This is a genomic window from Azonexus sp. MM2026_4, assembly GCF_055901855.1.
In genome coordinates this window covers 4221252-4239571 of record NZ_CM148380.1, presented here as the reverse complement: position 1 = coordinate 4239571, position 18320 = coordinate 4221252, and the positions used below count along the sequence as shown (strand labels likewise).

Annotated in this window: 15 protein-coding genes and 1 pseudogene; 10 read left to right on the top strand and 6 right to left on the bottom strand. The window is 65.8% G+C overall.

Going from position 1 to position 18320, the window contains the following annotated elements; translation table 11 throughout:
* Positions 1 to 5: 5 nt before the first annotated feature.
* A complete protein-coding gene (locus AC0KWY_RS20090) occupies positions 6 to 1418 on the bottom strand; it encodes an MBL fold metallo-hydrolase RNA specificity domain-containing protein (RefSeq protein ID WP_474027259.1) in 1413 nt (470 codons plus the stop codon).
* A gap of 83 nt (positions 1419 to 1501) precedes the next feature.
* Between AC0KWY_RS20090 and AC0KWY_RS20085 the strand changes: the two genes are divergently transcribed.
* Complete coding sequence (locus AC0KWY_RS20085; RefSeq protein WP_474027258.1) at positions 1502 to 1945, top strand: universal stress protein; 444 nt, start codon at positions 1502 to 1504, stop codon at positions 1943 to 1945.
* Between the two features lie 78 nt (positions 1946 to 2023).
* A complete protein-coding gene (locus AC0KWY_RS20080; RefSeq protein WP_474027257.1) occupies positions 2024 to 4621 on the top strand; it encodes an ATP-binding protein in 2598 nt (865 codons plus the stop codon).
* A 3-nt stretch (positions 4622 to 4624) separates the two neighbouring features.
* Here AC0KWY_RS20080 and AC0KWY_RS20075 read toward each other — a convergent pair whose 3' ends face one another.
* The 5 genes from AC0KWY_RS20075 to AC0KWY_RS20055 are packed head-to-tail and all read right to left on the bottom strand — an operon-like array spanning position 4625 to position 9698.
* On the bottom strand, positions 4625 to 5113 hold the full coding sequence (locus AC0KWY_RS20075; RefSeq protein ID WP_474027256.1) for a hydrogenase maturation protease: 489 nt from the start codon (positions 5111 to 5113) through the stop codon (positions 4625 to 4627).
* A complete protein-coding gene (locus AC0KWY_RS20070; RefSeq protein ID WP_474027255.1) occupies positions 5110 to 6576 on the bottom strand; it encodes a Ni/Fe hydrogenase subunit alpha in 1467 nt (488 codons plus the stop codon). Before AC0KWY_RS20070 ends, AC0KWY_RS20075 begins: the two co-directional genes overlap by 4 nt.
* Positions 6577 to 6587: 11 nt before the next feature.
* Complete coding sequence (locus AC0KWY_RS20065) at positions 6588 to 7142, bottom strand: NADH-quinone oxidoreductase subunit B family protein (protein ID WP_474027254.1); 555 nt, start codon at positions 7140 to 7142, stop codon at positions 6588 to 6590.
* Position 7143: 1 nt separating this feature from the next.
* Positions 7144 to 7905, bottom strand: a complete 762-nt coding sequence (locus AC0KWY_RS20060) for a 2Fe-2S iron-sulfur cluster-binding protein (protein ID WP_474027253.1) — start codon at positions 7903 to 7905, stop codon at positions 7144 to 7146.
* Complete coding sequence (locus AC0KWY_RS20055; protein ID WP_474027252.1) at positions 7902 to 9698, bottom strand: NAD(P)H-dependent oxidoreductase subunit E; 1797 nt, start codon at positions 9696 to 9698, stop codon at positions 7902 to 7904. Before AC0KWY_RS20055 ends, AC0KWY_RS20060 begins: the two co-directional genes overlap by 4 nt.
* A gap of 140 nt (positions 9699 to 9838) precedes the next feature.
* Here AC0KWY_RS20055 and AC0KWY_RS20050 point away from each other — a divergent pair, with 140 nt between their 5' ends.
* The 8 genes and pseudogenes from AC0KWY_RS20050 (at position 9839) to AC0KWY_RS20015 (ending at position 18277) form a co-directional block, all read left to right on the top strand.
* Positions 9839 to 10105, top strand: a complete 267-nt coding sequence (locus AC0KWY_RS20050) for a hypothetical protein (protein WP_474027251.1) — start codon at positions 9839 to 9841, stop codon at positions 10103 to 10105.
* Entirely contained in the window at positions 10102 to 10890 is a 789-nt protein-coding gene (fabI, locus tag AC0KWY_RS20045) for an enoyl-ACP reductase FabI (protein WP_474027250.1), read from the top strand. Before AC0KWY_RS20050 ends, fabI begins: the two co-directional genes overlap by 4 nt.
* Positions 10891 to 10963: 73 nt before the next feature.
* Positions 10964 to 11542, top strand: coding sequence for a hypothetical protein (locus AC0KWY_RS20040; protein ID WP_474027249.1), 579 nt, complete (start codon positions 10964 to 10966; stop codon positions 11540 to 11542).
* Positions 11543 to 11573: 31 nt separating this feature from the next.
* Entirely contained in the window at positions 11574 to 12056 is a 483-nt protein-coding gene (locus AC0KWY_RS20035; protein WP_474027248.1) for a hypothetical protein, read from the top strand.
* Between the two features lie 22 nt (positions 12057 to 12078).
* The gene (locus AC0KWY_RS20030) at positions 12079 to 13488 is read left to right on the top strand and encodes a bifunctional enoyl-CoA hydratase/phosphate acetyltransferase (protein WP_474027247.1); all 1410 of its coding nucleotides are present in this window, start codon (positions 12079 to 12081) and stop codon (positions 13486 to 13488) included.
* Positions 13485 to 14675 carry an acetate/propionate family kinase gene (locus tag AC0KWY_RS20025; RefSeq protein ID WP_474027246.1) on the top strand — a complete coding sequence of 397 codons (1191 nt, stop codon included), beginning with the start codon at positions 13485 to 13487 and terminating at the stop codon, positions 14673 to 14675. The genes AC0KWY_RS20030 and AC0KWY_RS20025 overlap by 4 nt, the downstream gene beginning before the upstream one ends.
* Positions 14676 to 14873: 198 nt before the next feature.
* A pseudogene (locus tag AC0KWY_RS20020) lies at positions 14874 to 17769 on the top strand (adenosylcobalamin-dependent ribonucleoside-diphosphate reductase).
* A gap of 208 nt (positions 17770 to 17977) precedes the next feature.
* On the top strand, positions 17978 to 18277 hold the full coding sequence (locus AC0KWY_RS20015) for a DUF3579 domain-containing protein (protein ID WP_474027245.1): 300 nt from the start codon (positions 17978 to 17980) through the stop codon (positions 18275 to 18277).
* Positions 18278 to 18320: the final 43 nt, after the last annotated feature.

The window sequence follows — 18320 nt, the reverse complement described above, 5'->3', positions numbered from 1 at the left end:
TGATGTTACAGCGTGACGAAGCTGTTCGCCTGCGGCAGAAGCACTTCCCGCCAGCCGAAGCGGGCGCGGATGGCGTCGGCGAAGGCCGCCGATGCCGAACTTTCGCCATGCACCACGAACAGCTTGCCGGGCGGTCGGTGAAAACCGGCCAGCCAGTCGAGCAGCGCCGCCTGGTCAGCATGCGCGGAAAGGCCGCCGACCGTGCAGATTTTCGCCTTGACCGACACCGTTTCGCCGAAGATGCGGACCAGCTTCGCCCCGTTGACCAGGCGTTGACCGAGCGTACCGGCGGCCTGGAAGCCGGCGATCAGCACCGTCGATTCGTGGCGGCCCAGGTTCTCGCGCAGATGGTACTTGATCCGTCCGGCGTCGCACATGCCGCTCGCCGAGACGATCACCGCGCCGTGACGAATGTCGTTGAGCTGGCGCGAACGCTCGACGTCGGCAACGAACTCGATGTCCATCCGGCGCGGATGCGCCTGCTGCCAGTCGATCAGTTCGCGGGTCGGCGCGTCGAGCAGGTGGCGATGTTCGAGCGTGATGCGGGTGGCCGAGTTGGCCATCGGCGAATCGACGAAGACCTTCATCGCCGGCAGCCGGTTGCGCCGCACCAGGTCGGTGAGGATGAAGAGGATTTCCTGGGTGCGGCCGACCGCGAACGCCGGAATGACGATGTTGCCCCCGGCGGCACGGGTGCGCGCGAAGGCATTGACGATCTCCTCCTCGGTTTCGCCGAGCGAACGGTGCAGTCGATTGCCGTAGGTCGATTCGATCAGTACCGCGTCGGCGGTCGCCGGCGGCGGCGCCGGATCGTTGAGCACCGGCCGACCGGGCATGCCGAGATCGCCGGAGAAGACCAGCCGGCGGCTGTGGCCGCCGCTGGCGACGGTCACCTCGAGCGATGCCGAACCGAGGATGTGGCCGGCGTCGCGGAAGCGCACAGCGATGCCGGCCAGCGGCGCGAAGCTTTCATCGTAGGGCACCGGGCGCAGCAGCTTGAGCGCTGCCTGGGCCTGCATCACCGTGTACAGCGGCGGCAGGATGCCGCGCTCGCTGCGCCCCCGGCGATGGCGGTTGCGCAGTTGCCATTCGGCTTCCTTTTCCTGGATATGGGCGGCGTCCGGCAGCAGGACTTCGAGCAGCGAGATGGTCGCCGGCGTCGTGTACACCGGGCCGCGGAAGCCGAGCATCGCCAGCCGCGGCAAGAGGCCGGAATGATCGATGTGGGCATGGGTAAGCAGCACGAAGTCGAGACGCCGCACGTCGAAGCCGAAGGACAGCGCCCGTTCGTTCTTGGCGCGTGCTTCGGCACCGCCCTGAAACATGCCGCAATCGACCAGAAAACGCGCTTCCCCGGTATCGACCAGGGTGCAGGAACCGGTCACTTCGCCAGCGGCGCCGAAAAAGCCAAGTCGCATGTTTGAAAACCTCCCGACTTGGCGTAGCATGAACCCATAAAGGGCGGAAAGCAACGCCAGCAGACCATTTCAGGAGATATAGCATGTTCAAGAACATCCTGGTTCCCACCGACGGTTCGGAACTTTCCCGGGCCACCGCCAAACGTGCCGTCGCCTTTGCCAGCGAAGCCGGTGCCCGCGTCACCGTGTTCTACGCCAAGCCGGAATATCCGATCGCCTATTTCGGCGAAGGCGCGCTGATCGACCCGACGACGCCGGAAAAATTCACCCAGATGGCCGAACAGCAGGCCGCGCAATACTTGGAAGAAGTCGCCGCCTGCTGCCGGGAAGCCAATGTCGAGTGCGTCACCGTCTCGGCAACCAGCGACATTCCCTACGAAGCGATCATCGAAGCCGCCGAAAAGGCCGGCTGCGACCTGATCTTCATGGCTTCGCACGGACGCCGCGGGATCAGTGGCCTGCTCCTGGGCAGCGAGACCAACAAGGTGCTGACGCATTCCAAGATCCCGGTTCTGGTCTATCGCTGATCGTCCCCGGCCCGTCCGCTCCGGCGTCGGCGGGCCTTCCGGCAACCTTCCGTCGCCCCGCTCGCGGGCGGGTCGCTGATGTCTTCCCTCCAGCCCAGCATTCCTTTCCGTCGCCGCATCCTCGTCCCGGTCAGCCTCGCCCTGTTCGGCCTGGTGGCGATCTTCGTCGGTGCCTTCGCCCTGCATCTGCGCAGCCAGGAAAGCGAACTGACCCGCCAGGCCGCCGCCCAGACCGCCCGCTCCTGGCAACTGCGGCTGGCGGAAAGCGGCCAGCATCTCGACTGGTTCGCGGCCGAGGCCATGGCCAGTCCCGAACTGCGCGCCGCCATGCGGCGCGGCGACGCGGCCGCCCTGCTCGCCGCCAGCCAGCGGCGCTTTGCCGAAATCTCGCGTGAATTCGGCATCAGCCACTGGTACTTCATCACCCCCGACCGCCGCGTCCTGCTGCGCGTCCATGCGCCGCAGCGCAGCGGCGACCGCATCGAGCGCCAGACCCTGGCCGACGCCGCCACCTACGACAAGGCGGCGCGTGGTATCGAACTCGGACCGCTCGGCAGCTATACCCTGCGCCACGTCCACCCTTGGTACGAAGCCGGCGAGTTGCTTGGCTACGTCGAAATGGGACTGGAGGTCGACGGCTTCATCCGCGAGATCGCAAAGACCCTGGGCCTGACCCTGATCAGCGGCGTCGACAAGCGCCACACCGGGCGCGCCGCCTTCGACGCCGGCAAGGCGGCGCTCGCTTACGGCGGCAACTGGGACGACCAGCCGCAGATCGCCCTCTTTCACCCCCATTTCGCCGCCCTGCCCGCCGACCTGGCCAGGCAGTGGAACGCCCACCCGGGCGGCTGGCCCGACCAGGTGTTTGCGGTCAGCGACGGCGACCGGCGCTGGTCGGCAACCCTGCTGCCGCTGCCCGATTACCAGCACCGACCGGTCGCCTCGCTGGCCGTGCTGCGCGACACCACCGCCGAGCGCGCCGCCAGCACCGGCAAGCTGCTGTTCGCGCTGGCCGCCGCCAGCGCGCTGGCCGCCCTGCTCGGCTTCGCCCTGCATCGTCTGACCGGCGCCATCGAACGCGACCAGCAAGCCGCCAGGGTCTCGCTCGCCGAAAACGAGCAGCGCTTTGCCGATATCTTTTCGACCAGTTCCGACTGGTGGTTCTGGGAAACCGATGCCAGCCTGCATTTCAGCTTCCTCACCGACAACGTCTCGACCCTGCTCGGCCTGCCGCAAAGCGCACTGATCGGCACCCGGCTCGACGATTTCGTCGTCCTCGACGACGATCCCGGACATCCCCGCGCCCAGGCGCTGGCATCCGACCTGGAAGCACACCACGCCTTCCACCGTCTCGAACATCACCTGACGCTGCCGGATGGACGACAGGTCTGGATCGCCAGCAGCGGTGTACCGGTGTTTGCCGGCGACGGCAGTTTCCGCGGCTACCGCGGCGCCTCCTCCGAGATCAGCCTGCGCTGCGAGCGCGAGCAGGCCGAGCGCGAAGCCCGCCGCGAGGCCGAGGTGAAGTTCGCCATTGCCCGCAGTCTGCATCAGCCACGCCCGCTCGACGAGCGCCTGAACGAAGCGCTGAAGCTGCTGCGGGGGCTGCCCGGCCTGGCGACCGAACCGCCGCCGCGCATCCTGCTGCCGGCGCCGGACGGCAGCATTCCGCCCTGCGACGGCGGGATCAGTCAGGACGGCCGGCTGTGCAAGCAGGCGGCCGCCAACAGCCGGGTCATGGTCGCCAGACGCTGCGTCGGCGACCCCGCAACCGACGACGGCCGCTGCGTCGTTCCCCTGCTGCTCGGCGACACCTGCCTCGGCATCCTCTGCCTGCACGGCACCGCCGAAGCGAAACGCTCGCCGGCCCGCCAGGAAACCCTGCAGCACATCGGCAACCTGTTCGCGCTGGCCATCGCCAACGAGCGCGTGCTCGCCGCCGAACACCATGCCGCCGCGCTGGCCGGCGAGGCGAGCCGGGCGAAGAGCGAATTCCTCGCCAACATGAGCCACGAGTTGCGCACGCCGATGAACGGCATCATCGGCATGACCCAGTTGCTCCTCGACACGCCGCTCGACGCCGAGCAGAAGGAGTACGCGGACATCATCGGCCAGAGCGCCGACGCGCTGCTGGCGGTGATCAACGATGTGCTCGATTTCGCCCGTATCGAAGCCGGCAAACTGCCGATCGAGTGCGTCGAATTCCCGCTTGCCGATCTCGTCGACCAGACCTGCAAGCTGCTGGCGGTGCTCGCCCAGGAGAAATCGCTGGCCTTCACCCGGCAGTTGGCGCCGGATCTGCCGAAAACCCTGCGCGGCGACCCGGGACGCCTGCGCCAGGTGTTGAACAACCTGATCGGCAACGCAATCAAGTTCACTGCCAGCGGCCGCGTCGAACTCGAAATCCTGCCGGATGGCGACGACCGTCTGCGCTTCGTCGTCCGCGACAGCGGCATCGGCATCCCGTCGCAGCAGATGGGCCGCCTGTTCAAGCCCTTCTCGCAGGTTGACGGTTCGGCGGTCCGCCGTTACGGCGGCACCGGCCTGGGCCTGTCGATCTCGCGCCAGTTGGTCGAAATGATGGGTGGCGAAATCGGCGTCGACAGCGTCGAAGGCGAAGGCTCGACCTTCTGGTTCACGCTGCCCCGCCTCGCCGAAGCCAGGCCGGCGGCCTGACGCTCAGTTGACCAGCGCCTGCCAGGCGGCAAGTTGCGGCTGGGCGAACAGTACTTCGAGCCGTTGCATCGCCTCGTCCATCGCCGCCCGCGCGGCCACCCCGGGCGCCTCACCGAGGGCGAAGGCTACACCGCGCACGGCGAGGACGAAGGACGGCGGCGGCGCCGCGCCTTCGGTCTGCAAAAAAACCTGGAGCACGGCTTCCGGCGGCAAGGCGTGCGACGAATGGGTGATCGTCGCCGACGGCCCGATCTGCCGGAAGACCACCGCCGCTTCCTGGTTGACCGCGGCATCGATGAACAGGGCGAGCGAGCGCCCCTGGAGGTCGATCGCGTGCTCGATGTTGAGCTGAAAATCCTCGATCAACTCGACCCCGGCCGCCAGCCCGCGGGCCAGCAGCCAGCTATCGAGCCGGGCGCAGAGGAGCGGCCCGATGGCGTCGTCGCCACGGCTCGGATTGCCGATGGCGAAGACGACGACGGGCGCCGTCACAGACCGTGGCTCAGGCGGTCGACCACCGCCCCGCCGGCATCGACCAGTTCGACGATCAGCGGCATCTTGCCCAGCGCATGGGTGGCGCAGGACAGGCAGGGATCGTAGGCGCGGATCGCGCATTCGATGTGGTTGAGCAGGCCTTCGGTCAACTCGCGACCGTCCAGGTACTGGCGCGCGACGGTGCGGATCGCCTCGTTCATCGCCTGGTTGTTGTTGGTCGTCGACACGATCAGGTTGCAGTAGGTAACCTGGTCGTCCTCGTTGACGCGATAGTGGTGGAACAAGGTGCCGCGCGGCGCCTCGATCACGCCGACCGCTTCGAAACGGCGCTCGCCCCGGTCGGCCATCAGGTCGGTGCCGAGGATGTCCGGATCGTTCAGCAGGTCGCGGATCATCTCGGCGGCGTGCAGGATTTCAACCAGGCGCGCCCAGTGATAGAGCAGCGTGCCATGCACCGGCTTGCCATTGCCGAGCGCCATCATCTTCTGCCGTTCGATCTCGGCCAGCGGTGTCGCCAGGTAGGTGGCGGCCTGCACCCGGGCCAGCGGGCCGACCTTGTACCAGCCGTGGTCGGCGCCGAGGCTCTTGATGTGCGGGAACTTCATGTAGCTCCACGGCTTGATCTCTTCCTGCAGCACCTGCTGGTAGTTGGCGTAATCGACCTGATCGAAGATCGCCTGCCCGCTGGGATCGACCGCACGCAGTGCGCCGTGGTAGAAATCGAGGGCGCCGTCGGGACGGACCAGCCCCATCATGTTGCCCGGCGATTCGCCGAACACGTTGTAGAAGCCGGGGTTGGTCTCGTGCAGGCGGCGCACCATGTCGATGGCGCCCTGCGTCCAGACGATCATCTGCTCGATGTCGCGCGCCATTTCGTCGCGCTCGGCAACGCTCAACGCCTTGTTCACGCCGCCCGGAATGGCGCCCGTGCCGTGCACGCGCTTGCCGGACACGTGGCGGATCACCTCCTGGCCGTACTTGCGCAGGAGCACGCCCTGCTTGGCGATTTCCGGGAAATCGAGGGCGACGCCGACGATGTTGCGGCGCGTGAAATCGCTGTCGAAACCGAGCAGCAGGTCGGGCGAGGCGAGATGGAAGAAATGCACGGCGTGCGATTGCACCATCTGGCCGTAGTGCATCAGCCGGCGCAGCTTCTCGGCGGTCGGCGTGAGCGGGCCGTAACCGGCGATCTGATCCATCGCCTTGACCGCGGCGAGCTGGTGGCTGACCGGGCAGATGCCGCACAGGCGCTGCACGGTGACCGGCACTTCCCAGTACGGACGGCCTTCGATGAAGACTTCGAAGCCACGGAACTCGACGATGTGCAGGCGGACCTGATGAATCTTGTTGTCCTGGTCGAGTAGCAGGGTGACCTTGCCGTGACCTTCGACCCGGGTCACCGGATCGATCGCGACCCGGCGCAGGGTTTCCGGATGGGCGGCAGTTTCCAGTTCAAACATGTTTGCTCCGATCAATCGAATTTGAGCAGCGGGTGCTCGATGCGCGGCGTGCGGCCGGTCAGCAGGTCGGTGAGGAATTTCCAGATGGTGTCGGCGGAAGGCGGACAGCCGGGCAGGAAGTAATCGACGCGGACGATCTCATTGACAGGATAGACCTTGTCGAGTAGCAGCGGCAGTTCCGGATCGTCGGGAATCGCCGTCGCCGTGCCGTCCGGGGTCCGATAAACCTGGCTCAGGCATTGACCGACGTCGAGGTGATTGCGCTGTGCCGGCAGGCCGCCATTGACCGCGCAGGCACCGAAGGCGACCAGGATCTTGGAATTGGCGCGCAGCTCGCGCAGGACATGGACGTTCTCGGCGTTGCAGACGCCGCCTTCGACCAGCGCCAGGTCGCAGTGCTGGCTGCAGTGCTTGATGTCAGTGATCGGCGAGCGGTCGAAGTTGACCAGCGCGGCCAGTTCGAGCAGGCGTTCGTCGATGTCGAGGAAAGACATGTGGCAACCGAAACAGCCGGACAGCGAGGTGGTGGTGACGCGCAGCTTGCGGGGATTCAGCGGGGCATTCATCTCAGCGTTCCTCCGTTGTGGTCACCGGGACCAGGGGAATGTGTCGGCGCGCCAGGTAATCGACCTGGTGGCTGATCGGCTGCTCGTCGAACTGGCGGTCACCGATCGGCACCGCGTAGCCGACCCGTTTGTGCAGGATGGCGCCGACCGGACAGACATTGGCGGCGGCATCGTCGATCGACAGCGTGCTGTCACCGAGCAGGCCGCTCGGCGAATTGACGACGATATGCGATTCGGCACCGCGCCCGGCGAGCATGAAGACGTTCTTGCCGTCGATGTCGCGGCTGGCGCGCACGCATAGCTCGCACATGATGCAGCGGTTGAGATCGAGCCAGACGTCGGGGTGCGAGGTGTTGACCGGGCGCGCCGGGAAGGCGTGGCGGAAGTGCGGGGCGACCATTTCCAGGTCGTAGGCGAGCGCCTGCAACTGGCAGTTGCCGCTCTTCTCGCAGCCCGGACAGAAATGGTTGCCTTCGACGAAGAGCATCTGCAGCAGCACGCGGCGGCGGTCGTTCAGGGTCGGCGTGTTGTTCTCGACTTCGATGCCGGGCAGCGCCATCTGCGTGCACGCCGAGCCGTTGCGCCCGTTGACGATCACCGTGCACAGCTTGCAGCTGCCGTGCGGCTTCAGCTCCGGGTGATGACACAGGTGCGGGATATAGACGCCGGCGGCGAGCGCCGCCTGCAGGATGGTCTGACCGGGCGTGAAGGCAATGCGCTGGCCGTCGATGGAAAAGCTGTTGGCGTTGCTGGTGTCGCTCATGCTTCTTCTCCGAGGTGGGCGGCAGCGTCGTCGCGACCGGCCAGGGCGCGGGCGCGGGAGAGCGCGGCGTCGAGGTCGAAGGCCGGGACGAAGTCGGTTTCGGCCAGCCGCCGTTCGTAGGCGGGACGGAATTTCTGCACCGTGTCGGCAACCGCGTTGCCGGCGGTCTGGCCGAGGCCGCAGTGGCTGCCCGGTTTCAATACCTGCTGCAGGCGCAGCAGCTCGTTCATTTCGTACTGCGTGCCGCGCCCGTCGGCGATCTTGTCCATGATGTCCTTCATCAGCACCGTGCCGACCCGGCACGGCGTGCAGAAACCGCAGGATTCATGAGCGAAGAAATGGGCGAAGTTGCGCGCCACCTCGAACAGGTCGCGCTGCTTGCCGAAGATCATGAAGGAACCGGCGGTCGGCACGTCCTCGAAGGCGATGCGCCGGCCGAACTCGCGTTCCGACAGGCAGACGCCGGAGGCGCCGCTGACCTGGACGGCAATCGCGTCCTGGGCGCCACAGTCTTCCAGCACCTGGGCGATGCGCACGCCGAAGGCGTATTCGTAGAGCCCGGGCCGCTCGCAATCGCCGGCCACCGACAGGATCTTGGTGCCGGTCAACTGCTTGGTGCCGATCGCCTCGTACCAGACGCCGCCGTTGATGGCGATCTCGGTGACCTTGCACAGGGTCTCGACGTTGTTGACCACGGTCGGCTTGCCCATGTAGCCGGACGTCACCGGGAAAGGCGGACGGACGCGCGGGCGGCCGGCCTTGCCTTCGAGCGATTCGATCAGCGCCGTTTCTTCGCCGCAGATGTAGGCACCGGCGCCGAGATGGATCTCGATGTCGAAATCGAAACCGGCGACGCCGCCGATGTCGCGGCCGAGCAGGCCGGCGGCACGCATGCCGGCGAGGTAGCTTTCAAGCTGCGGCAGCAGGTACAGGTATTCACCGCGCAGGTAGAGGAAACCCTGGCTGGCGCCGACCACCCAGGCGGCGATGACCATGCCCTCGAAGACGCGCCCGGCGTAGGACTGCAGCAGGACGCGATCCTTGAAGGTGCCCGGTTCGCCCTCGTCGGCGTTGCAGACGATGTAGCGCGGGGTGGCCGGGGCGTTGCGGCAGGCCTCCCACTTGACGGCGGTGGTGAAGCCGGCGCCGCCACGGCCGCGCAGGTTGGACAGCTTCATTTCGGCCAGCATGCCGTCGCGACCGCGGGCCAGCGCGGCACGGACGGCCTTGCCGGCCTCCAGCGGCGTGCCGAGCAGGAGGTCGGCGCGGCGGATGTTGTCGTCGACACGGAAGAACTCGGCCGGCCACTTCTCGAGCGGCACCTGGCCGCGGATCAGGTCGCAGATCTCGTCGACCCGGCGCAGCGTCATCCGGGTGATCGCCCGGTTGTTGACCAGGATCGCCGGCCCCTGGTCGCACATGCCGGTGCAGGAACAGTAGTCGATGCTGACCAGCCCATCGTCCGAGACCTTGCCCGGTTCGAGCTTGAGACGCTTCTGCATGTGCTCGAACAGCGCCTGGTTGCCGGCCATGCGGTCGGTGATGTTGTCCGAGAACAGGACCCGGTAACGGCCCCGGTTCTCGCGGTAGAAGAAGGCGTAGAAGTCCCGGGTGCTCTGCACCTGGGCATACGATATCTTCAGGGCTTCGGCCAGATGGGCCGCGGTTTCGTCGGAAATGAAGTCCAGCGCTTCCTGGACCTCACGCAGAATCTGGACGAGGCGGTCCGGTCGCCGCGCATGGCGCTGCAGGATCGGCTCGATCAGGCTGGAAATCTCGGCTGAGACAGACACGGTACGCATCCCCTGGAAAACAGACCACGACACTCTAGTGCTTTGTCTCGCGGCGAATTTGCGCTGGATCAAAAAATAGCGAGGAAAACACCGGAAAATCATCACGCCTAATTCGTAAAACACTGATACGGCACGACTTTTTGACACGAACAAATAATGACAAAAGTATTTTTTATCGCAGCGCAACATCCCCTGCCGACGGGCGCGCGCAAGCATTCCGGAAGACTTTCGAAGACGCGCTGCGCAACACCGTGCCGCATGACGAAACCGTAATCCACCTGACGCAACAAAGTAGCGAGCGCACGTCACAATTGCCGGCACAAAAACGTGCTAATCTGCGCCGCATGGTGCAGCGCAGCAAGCGCACCGCCGATTCAACGACAACCTTCCGCGAGGAAACCGCATGAGTTCCAGCAATTCCACCACCGCCCTGCCGCTGGCCGGCAAGAAGGGCATCGTCACCGGCATCGCCAACGACAAGTCGATCGCTTTCGCGGTCGCCCGCGCCATCGTCGACCTGGGTGGCGAAATCGCCATCACCTACCAGAACGAGAAGACCGCCAAGTACACCCAGCCGCTGGCCGAAGCGCTCGGCGCCAAGCTCTTCCTCAAGCTCGACGTTGCCGAACCGGGCTGTCTCGAAGGCGTCATCGCCCAGTGCGGCGAAACCTTCGGCGAAATCGACTTCGCCATCCACTCGATGGCCTTCTGCAACGCCGACGACCTGCACGGCCGCGTCATCGACGCTTCCGAAGCCGGCTTCGATTCGGCGATGAATGTTTCCTGCCACAGCTTCCTGCGCATGGCCAAGGCGCTGGAGCCGCTGATGGCGCACGGTGGTTCGCTGATCACCATGTCCTACCTCGGCGCCGAACGCGTCGTGCGCAACTACGGCGTCATGGGCATCATCAAGGCGGCGCTCGAATCGGCCGTCCGTTACATGGCCTACGACCTCGGTCCCAAGGGCATCCGCGTCTTCGCGGTATCGCCCGGCCCGATCATGACGCGCGCCGCGTCCGGCATCGCCAACTTCAACAATCTGCTCGAATCCGACGCCCAGAAGGCGCCGCTCGGTCGCACCGTGACCATCGAGGAAGTCGGCGCCCTGACCGCCTTCCTGTGCACCCCGGGCTCGTCCGGCATGACCGGGCAGACCGTCTACGTTGACGCCGGCGCCCACATCGTCGCCTGATACCAGCAGCAGCGCGGGACGGCCGACGTCGTCCTGCGCTATGCTGGCGGCTGCCCCAAACGGCGGATACGACATGAGCGAACCAACAGCCCCGATCATTCCCGACCCCGTTCCCGACCATCCCTTGCTCAAGGGCAGGAAGGAAATCGGCCGCGGCGAGAGCACCATCGTCGTCGAAGGCGATACCGTCGACGGCCAGGAACGAGTTTTCAAGATCCTCTCCTCGCCGACCGACTACGCCTATTACACGGCACCCGACCGGCCGACCGGCCGCCACTTCCCGATCGTCTTCGCCGACCACGGCACCGCCGGGCGTTCCAGCCGTGGTTTCCCCTTCCACATCGTCGAGGTGGAAAGGCTCTACCCGCTGCCCGGCAGCGGCGAGACGGCCGAGGTGGCGACCAAGATCTCGACCGCCTATTTCGATGCCTGCGTGATGTGGCGCAACCTGGCCCAGGACATGGGCCGTATCGCGCTGCACCACCTGACGGCGACGCCGATGGGCTGGGGCGATACGGTGCGCGAGTCGCTGCAGGCGCTGGAAACCTTTTCCGGCGAATACGGCGCCCTGCCCGACCTGATCAAGGCGGACAACCTGATGATGCGCAAGGACGGCACCCTGGTCTTCTCCGACCCTGTCTTCATGGAATGACCCATCGACTCTCTCCCGGATCGGGCCAACGATGACCATCAACCGCGTTTTCTTCACCTCGCGCAAGCTTGCCGAATCGCTTGCCGGCAACCCGTACATGGCGGTGATCTCGATCACCGACCCGACCACGCCGCAGGCCAGGCTCGACCCGCTGTTCCGCCACGTGCTCAGACTTTCCTTCTTCGATGCCGTGCCGGCCGACGAGTTCATGCCGCCGCTGCCCGGCCTCTTCGACCGGACGATGGCGCGCCGCGTCGACGAGTTCGTCCAGGAAATCCACGGTGCTTCGTTCGCAATGTCGCTGATGGTGCATTGCGAGTACGGCGTCAGCCGCTCGGCCGCCGTCGCGCTGTTCGTCGAGGCCGCCACCGGCGCCCCGCTGGAAGCCCGTGAATTCACCTACGAAGCCAATCTCTGGGTGGTCGACAGCCTGCAGGCGCTGCACCCGGGAATGGAAATCGACATTCCGTCGCCGCTGGCCGCCCGCGAACGGCGAACCAGCGCGCGCGCCTGAACCTCTCCGCCGGAGCCGCCGCATGTCCGAGACCCGCTACCTGAGCAACAAGACCTACGACGAGATTGCCGTTGGCGACAGCGCCAGCCTGACCCGCACGCTGATGCCGGAAGACGTCAAGCTGTTCGCCATCCTGACCGGCGACTTCAACCCGGCGACGATCGATCCCAAGTATTCGGAAAGCGGCATGTTCCGCGAGGCGATCGCCCACGGCATGTGGAGCGGCTCGCTGATCTCGACCGTGCTGGCCACCCAGTTTCCCGGCCCGGGCACCATTCTGGTCGATCAGTCGCTGCACTTCGCGCGGCCGGTGACGATCGGCGACCGCATCGTCATCACCGTCACGGTCAAGCACAAGTTCGACCATAACCGGCACATCCTCTTCGACTGCGTCTGCATCAACCAGGAAGGACTGCCGGTGGTCAAGGGCACCGCCGAGGTGCTGGCGCCGAGCGAGAAGGTGTCGCGCCTGCAGGAAATGCAGGCGCCGGAAATCCACATCGACGACAAGCACGCCCGCTATACCCAGCTGCTGTCGCGGGTGAAAGGGCTGGAGCCGATCCCGACCGCGGTCGCCCATCCCTGCGATCACGAATCTCTGCGCGGGCCGGTGATCGCCTTCCAGGCCGGCATCATCGAGCCCATCCTGGTCGGCCCGGAAACCAAGATCCGCGCCATCGCCGAAGAATTCGCCATCGATCTGTCCGGCATCCGCATCGTCAACGCGGCCCACAGCCACGATTCGGCGGCGCTCGCCGTATCGCTGGTCAAGACCGGCGATGCCGAGGCACTGATGAAGGGCAGCCTGCATACCGACGAACTGATGAGCGAAGTCGTCTCGCGCGCCAACGGCCTGCGCACCAACCGCCGCATCAGCCACGTCTTCGTCATGGATGTGCCGACCTACCACCGGCCGCTGCTGATTACCGATGCGGCGATCAACATCGCGCCGACGCTGGAGGAGAAGGCCGACATCATCCGCAACGCCATCGACCTCGCCCACATCCTCGACATCCCCGAACCCAAGGTGGCGATCCTGTCGGCGGTCGAGACGGTCAATCCGAAAATCCAGTCCACCCTCGACGCCGCCGCCCTGTGCAAGATGGCCGACCGCGGCCAGATCAGGGGCGGCCTGCTGGACGGCCCGCTCGCCTTCGACAATGCCATTTCCATCGTCGCCGCCCGGACCAAGGGCATCAAGTCGGCGGTTGCCGGCCATGCCGAAATCCTCGTCGTTCCCGATCTCGAATCCGGCAACATGGTGGCCAAGCAGCTCGAATACCTGGCCAACGCGCTGACCGCCGGCATCGTGCTCGGCACCCGGGTTCCCATCGTCCTCACCAGCCGCGCCGACACGGCGGAGACGCGTACCGCGTCCTGCGTGATCGCCGCCCTCATCGCCCACGCCAAACGCGCCAAGGAAAACGCATGAGCCACAAGAAGCAAGGCATCCTGACCATCAACGCCGGATCGTCATCGATCAAGTTCGCACTGTTCCCGCTCGCCCATCCGCTTTCGCCGCAGGCCGAAGTCTCCGGCCAGATCGACGGCATCGGCACCAGCGCCACCAAGCTGGTCGCCCATGACCGCGCCGGCGAACGCATCGCCAACCAGGCCATTACCGGCGAAGCGGTCAGCCACAGCGCGGCGCTCGACGCCATGCTGCAATGGTTCCTCGCCACCTACACCGGCTGGCAGATCGTCGCCGTCGGCCACCGCGTCGTCCACGGCGGCGAGCGCTACTCGAAGCCGATCGTCGTCGACGCCACCGTACTCGGCCACCTGGAAAGCTTCATCCCGCTGGCGCCGCTGCACGAACCGCACAACGTCGCCGGGATCAAGGCGCTGCAGGCGCTGCTGCCGGAGGTGCCGCAGATCGCCTGCTTCGACACCGCCTTCCACCGCAGCCAGCCCGACGTCGCCCAGCTCTTCGGCCTGCCGCGCGCACTGACCGCCGAAGGCATCAAGCGCTACGGCTTCCACGGCCTCTCCTACGAATACATCGCCCGGGCGCTACCGCAGCATTCGCACCGCGCCAACGGCCGCGTCGTCGTCGCCCACCTCGGCAACGGCGCCAGCATGGCGGCGATGGTCAATCGCAAGTGCGTCGCGACGACGCTCGGCTTCTCGACCATCGACGGCCTGATGATGGGCACCCGTTGCGGCAACCTCGACCCCGGCCTGATCCTGCACCTGATGGAGACCAAGGGTTTCACGGTCAAGGACATGACCCGCATCCTGTACAAGGAATCCGGCCTGCTCGGCGTCTCCGGCATCAGCCAGGACATGCGCACCCTGCTCGCCAGCAGCAAGCCGGAAGCGCATGAAGCGGTCGAGCTGTTCTGCTACCGCATCGCCCGCGAACTGGGCTCGCTCGCCGCCGCCGCTGGCGGCATCGACGCGCTGGTGTTCACCGGCGGCATCGGCGAGCACGCCGCCGAAGTCCGCCGCCGCGTCTGCCTGCAGTCGGAATGGCTGGGCATCCGCGTCAATCCGGAAGCCAACGCCCGCCACGACATCGTGATCAGCGCCGGCAACAGCAGCGTCAACGTGCTGGTCGTGCCGACCAACGAGGAATGGATGATGGCGCACCACGCGCAGACGCTGCTCGCCCTCTGAAAATAATTTTCACGCCTCGGGCGCCGACCGTGAAAGCGGTCGGCGCCTTGTTTTTTCGGGCTTTTTCCGGCGATGACGGCAGCACCCCAACGCGATGCAGAAAACACCGCATCTAGTCAACGTATTGCCCATGAACACTATATCTAGTAGATTGTCGGCCATTCCGAACCAGATAACACCTACCGAGAGGAGCTTTCAATGAGCAAGATCGCCGAGCAGTTGTCGTTGACCGACATTCCTGCACCGCCGCAATTCGCGCCGCTGCCCGAGCAGGAAATCTCCGGCGAGGTGCTCATCGAAAAGTACGCCAAGGGCAAGGAAACCAACGTGCACGACGTGCGCAAGCGCGTTGCCTGGGCACTCGCCCAGGTCGAGAAGGAAGCCGACCGCGCGCACTGGGAAGGCAAGTTCCTGTGGGCCCAGGAAAACGGCTTCATCCCGGCCGGCCGCATCAACTCCGCCGCCGGCACCGACCTCCAGGCAACGTTGATCAACTGCTTCGTGCAACCGGTCGGCGACTCCATCGTCGAGAACGTCGAAGGCCGCCCCGGCATCTATACCGCGCTCGCCCAGGCCGCCGAAACCATGCGCCGCGGCGGCGGCGTCGGCTACGATTTCTCGTCGATCCGTCCGCAGGGGGCCCGCGTCAAGGGCACCCAGTCGCGCGCTTCCGGCCCGGTGTCGTACATGCGCGTCTTCGACCGCTCCTGCGAGACCGTCGAATCCGCCGGCGCCCGCCGCGGCGCCCAGATGGGCGTGCTGCGCTGCGACCATCCGGACATCGAGGAATTCATCCACGCCAAGGACAAGGGCGACCTCACCAACTTCAACATCTCGATCGGCGTCACCGACGCCTTCATGCAGGCCGTTGACGTTGACGGCGACGTCGAGCTGGCCCACCGCGCCGAACCGAACGCCGACATGAAGGCGGCCGGCGCCTACCAGCGCGACGACGGCACCTGGGTTTACCGCAAGCTGCGCGCCCGCGAGCTGTGGGACCAGGTGATGAAGTCCACCTACGATCACGCCGAGCCGGGCATCCTCTTCCTCGACCGGATGAACAAGGACAACAACCTCAATTACTGCGAAGTGATCGAGGCTACCAACCCCTGCGCCGAACAGCCGCTGCCGCCCTACGGCTGCTGCTGCCTGGGTTCGATCAACCTGACCCTGTTCGTGCGCGACGCCTTCTCGAGCAAGGCCGAGTTCGACTTCGACGCCTTCGCCGAAGTCTGCCGCGTGTCCACCCGCATGCTCGACAACGTCCTCGACGCCACCCACTGGCCGCTCGAGCGCCAGCAGCAGGAAGCCGCCAACAAGCGCCGCGTCGGCCTCGGCTTCACCGGCCTGGGCGACACGCTGGCCATGCTGCGCCTGCGCTACGACAAGGCGGAAGCGCGCGCCATGGCCGCCCGCATCAGCGAGTTCATGCGCGACACGACCTACCTGACCTCGGTCGAGCTGGCCAAGGAACGCGGCGCCTTCCCGCTGTTCAACGCCGAGCTCTACCTGTCCGGCGGCAACTTCGCGTCGCGCCTGCCGGCCGACGTCAAGGCGGAAATCCGCAAGCACGGCCTGCGCAACTCGCACCTCCTGTCGATCGCGCCGACCGGCACCATCTCGCTGGCCTTCGCCGACAACGCGTCGAACGGCATCGAACCGCCGTTCTCCTGGACCTACAACCGCAAGAAGCGGATGCAGGACGGCACGATCAAGGAATACTCGGTCGAGGATTACGCCTGGCGCCTGTACAAGCACCAGGGCGGCGACGTCAGCAAACTGCCGGAGTACTTCGTCACGGCGCTGGAAATCTCCGCCAAGGCGCACGCCGACATGGTCGCCGCGGTCGCCCCCTTCATCGACACCTCGATCTCGAAGACGGTCAACGTTCCCGGCGACTACCCCTACGAAGACTTCCAGGATCTCTACATGCAGGCCTGGAAGGCCGGCCTCAAGGGGCTGGCCACCTACCGTCCGAACAGCGTGCTCGGTTCCGTCCTGTCGGTCGAACCGGCCAAGGAAGCGGCGCCGAGCGACGACGACAAGTCACCGCAGGATTTCGTCAGCGACGCCAACCGCCGCCTGTCGATCAAGAACCTGCCGGCGCCGGTGCTCTCCAGCCTGCGCTGGCCGGGGCGCCCGAACCTGCCGGAAGGCAACCTGTGCTGGACCTACATGGTCGATTCGCCGATCGGCAAGTTCGCCCTCTTCGTCGGTCACGTCGAACAGGAAGGCCACGCCTGGCCGTTCGAAGTCTGGGCCAACGGCCCGGCAGAACCGCGCGGTCTGGGCGCCGTCGCCAAGACGCTGTCCATGGACATGCGCGCCAACGACCACGGCTGGCTGGAAATGAAGCTGGAAGCCCTGGCCAAGACGCCGGGCGACGCCTTCGAAATGCACATGCCACCGCACGGCGAGAAGAAGCGCATGCCGTCGGTCGTCTCGGCGATGGCTCAGGTTATCCACTGGCGCGTCGACCAGCTCGGCGCGCTCGGCCACGACGGCCCGACGCCGGTCAAGGACGCGCTGTTCTCGACCAAGGAGCCGAAGACCGGTACCGATGGCACGCTGTCCTGGACGGTCAACGTCAACAACCCGTTCAACTGGTGAAGACTTCGTCCTCGGCCTCAAGGAAATCACCCTGCCGGACGGCGTCACCCGCCCCTACTCGATGTGGCTGTCGGGCAACTACCCGCGCGCCCTCGACGGTCTGTGCAAGCTGCTCTCGCTCGACATGCGCGTCATCGACCCGGCCTGGATCGGCATGAAGCTCCGGAAGCTGCTCGACTACTCCGAGCCGCTCGGCGATTTCATGGCCTTCGTTCCCGGCTCACGCAAGCAGCAGACCTGGCCGTCCACGGTTTCCTACATCGCCCAGTTGATCATCCACCGCTACGCGATGCTCGGCGTCCTCGACGAAGCAGGCTTCCCGCTGCAGCAGATGGGCATCCTCGAAGCCCCGGAAGACACCACCAGCAACAAGGTGCTGCCGACCCAGGGCAAGCTGTGCAGCGAATGCGGCAACCACACGATGATCCGCAAGGACGGCTGCGATTTCTGCACCGCCTGCGGCGCGGTCGGGACTTGCGGCTGACCTGACCGTCCAGGTTAATATCGCTGCCTGAAACAAAGGCCCATCGACAACCGCCGATGGGCCTTTCGCATTCTGGAACAAGCGCGCCAGCCCCCGGGCCAAGCGCCTCAACAGCCGTCCGAGAAGGCTGCCGGTTATGGTAAGACCACTCGCTTCTGCTAGAATGCGCGGACACGCAAGGTCGCATCCCCTATAAGCAGAGTAGACAATGACAACACAAGAATCGACCACCTTCGTCATCATCGGCGTGACCAAGGACGGCAGGAAATTCCGGCCCAGCGACTGGGCAGAGCGTCTCTGTGGCGTCATGTCCGCCTTCGGTGCCGAACGCAAGATGCGCTACTCGCCCTACGTCGGACCTGGCGATTACAACGGCGACAAGGCCGTCTTCGTCGATGGCCGCCTCGGCGAGATCGAACCGATGGCCTACCGCTTCATGCTCAACTTCGCCCAGGACAACGACCTGCAGATCATCGACGGCGTCTGCCCGCTGGATGGCAGAAAATAAAAACCGCTGTACAAATGAAAATGGCGCCCGCAGGCGCCATTTT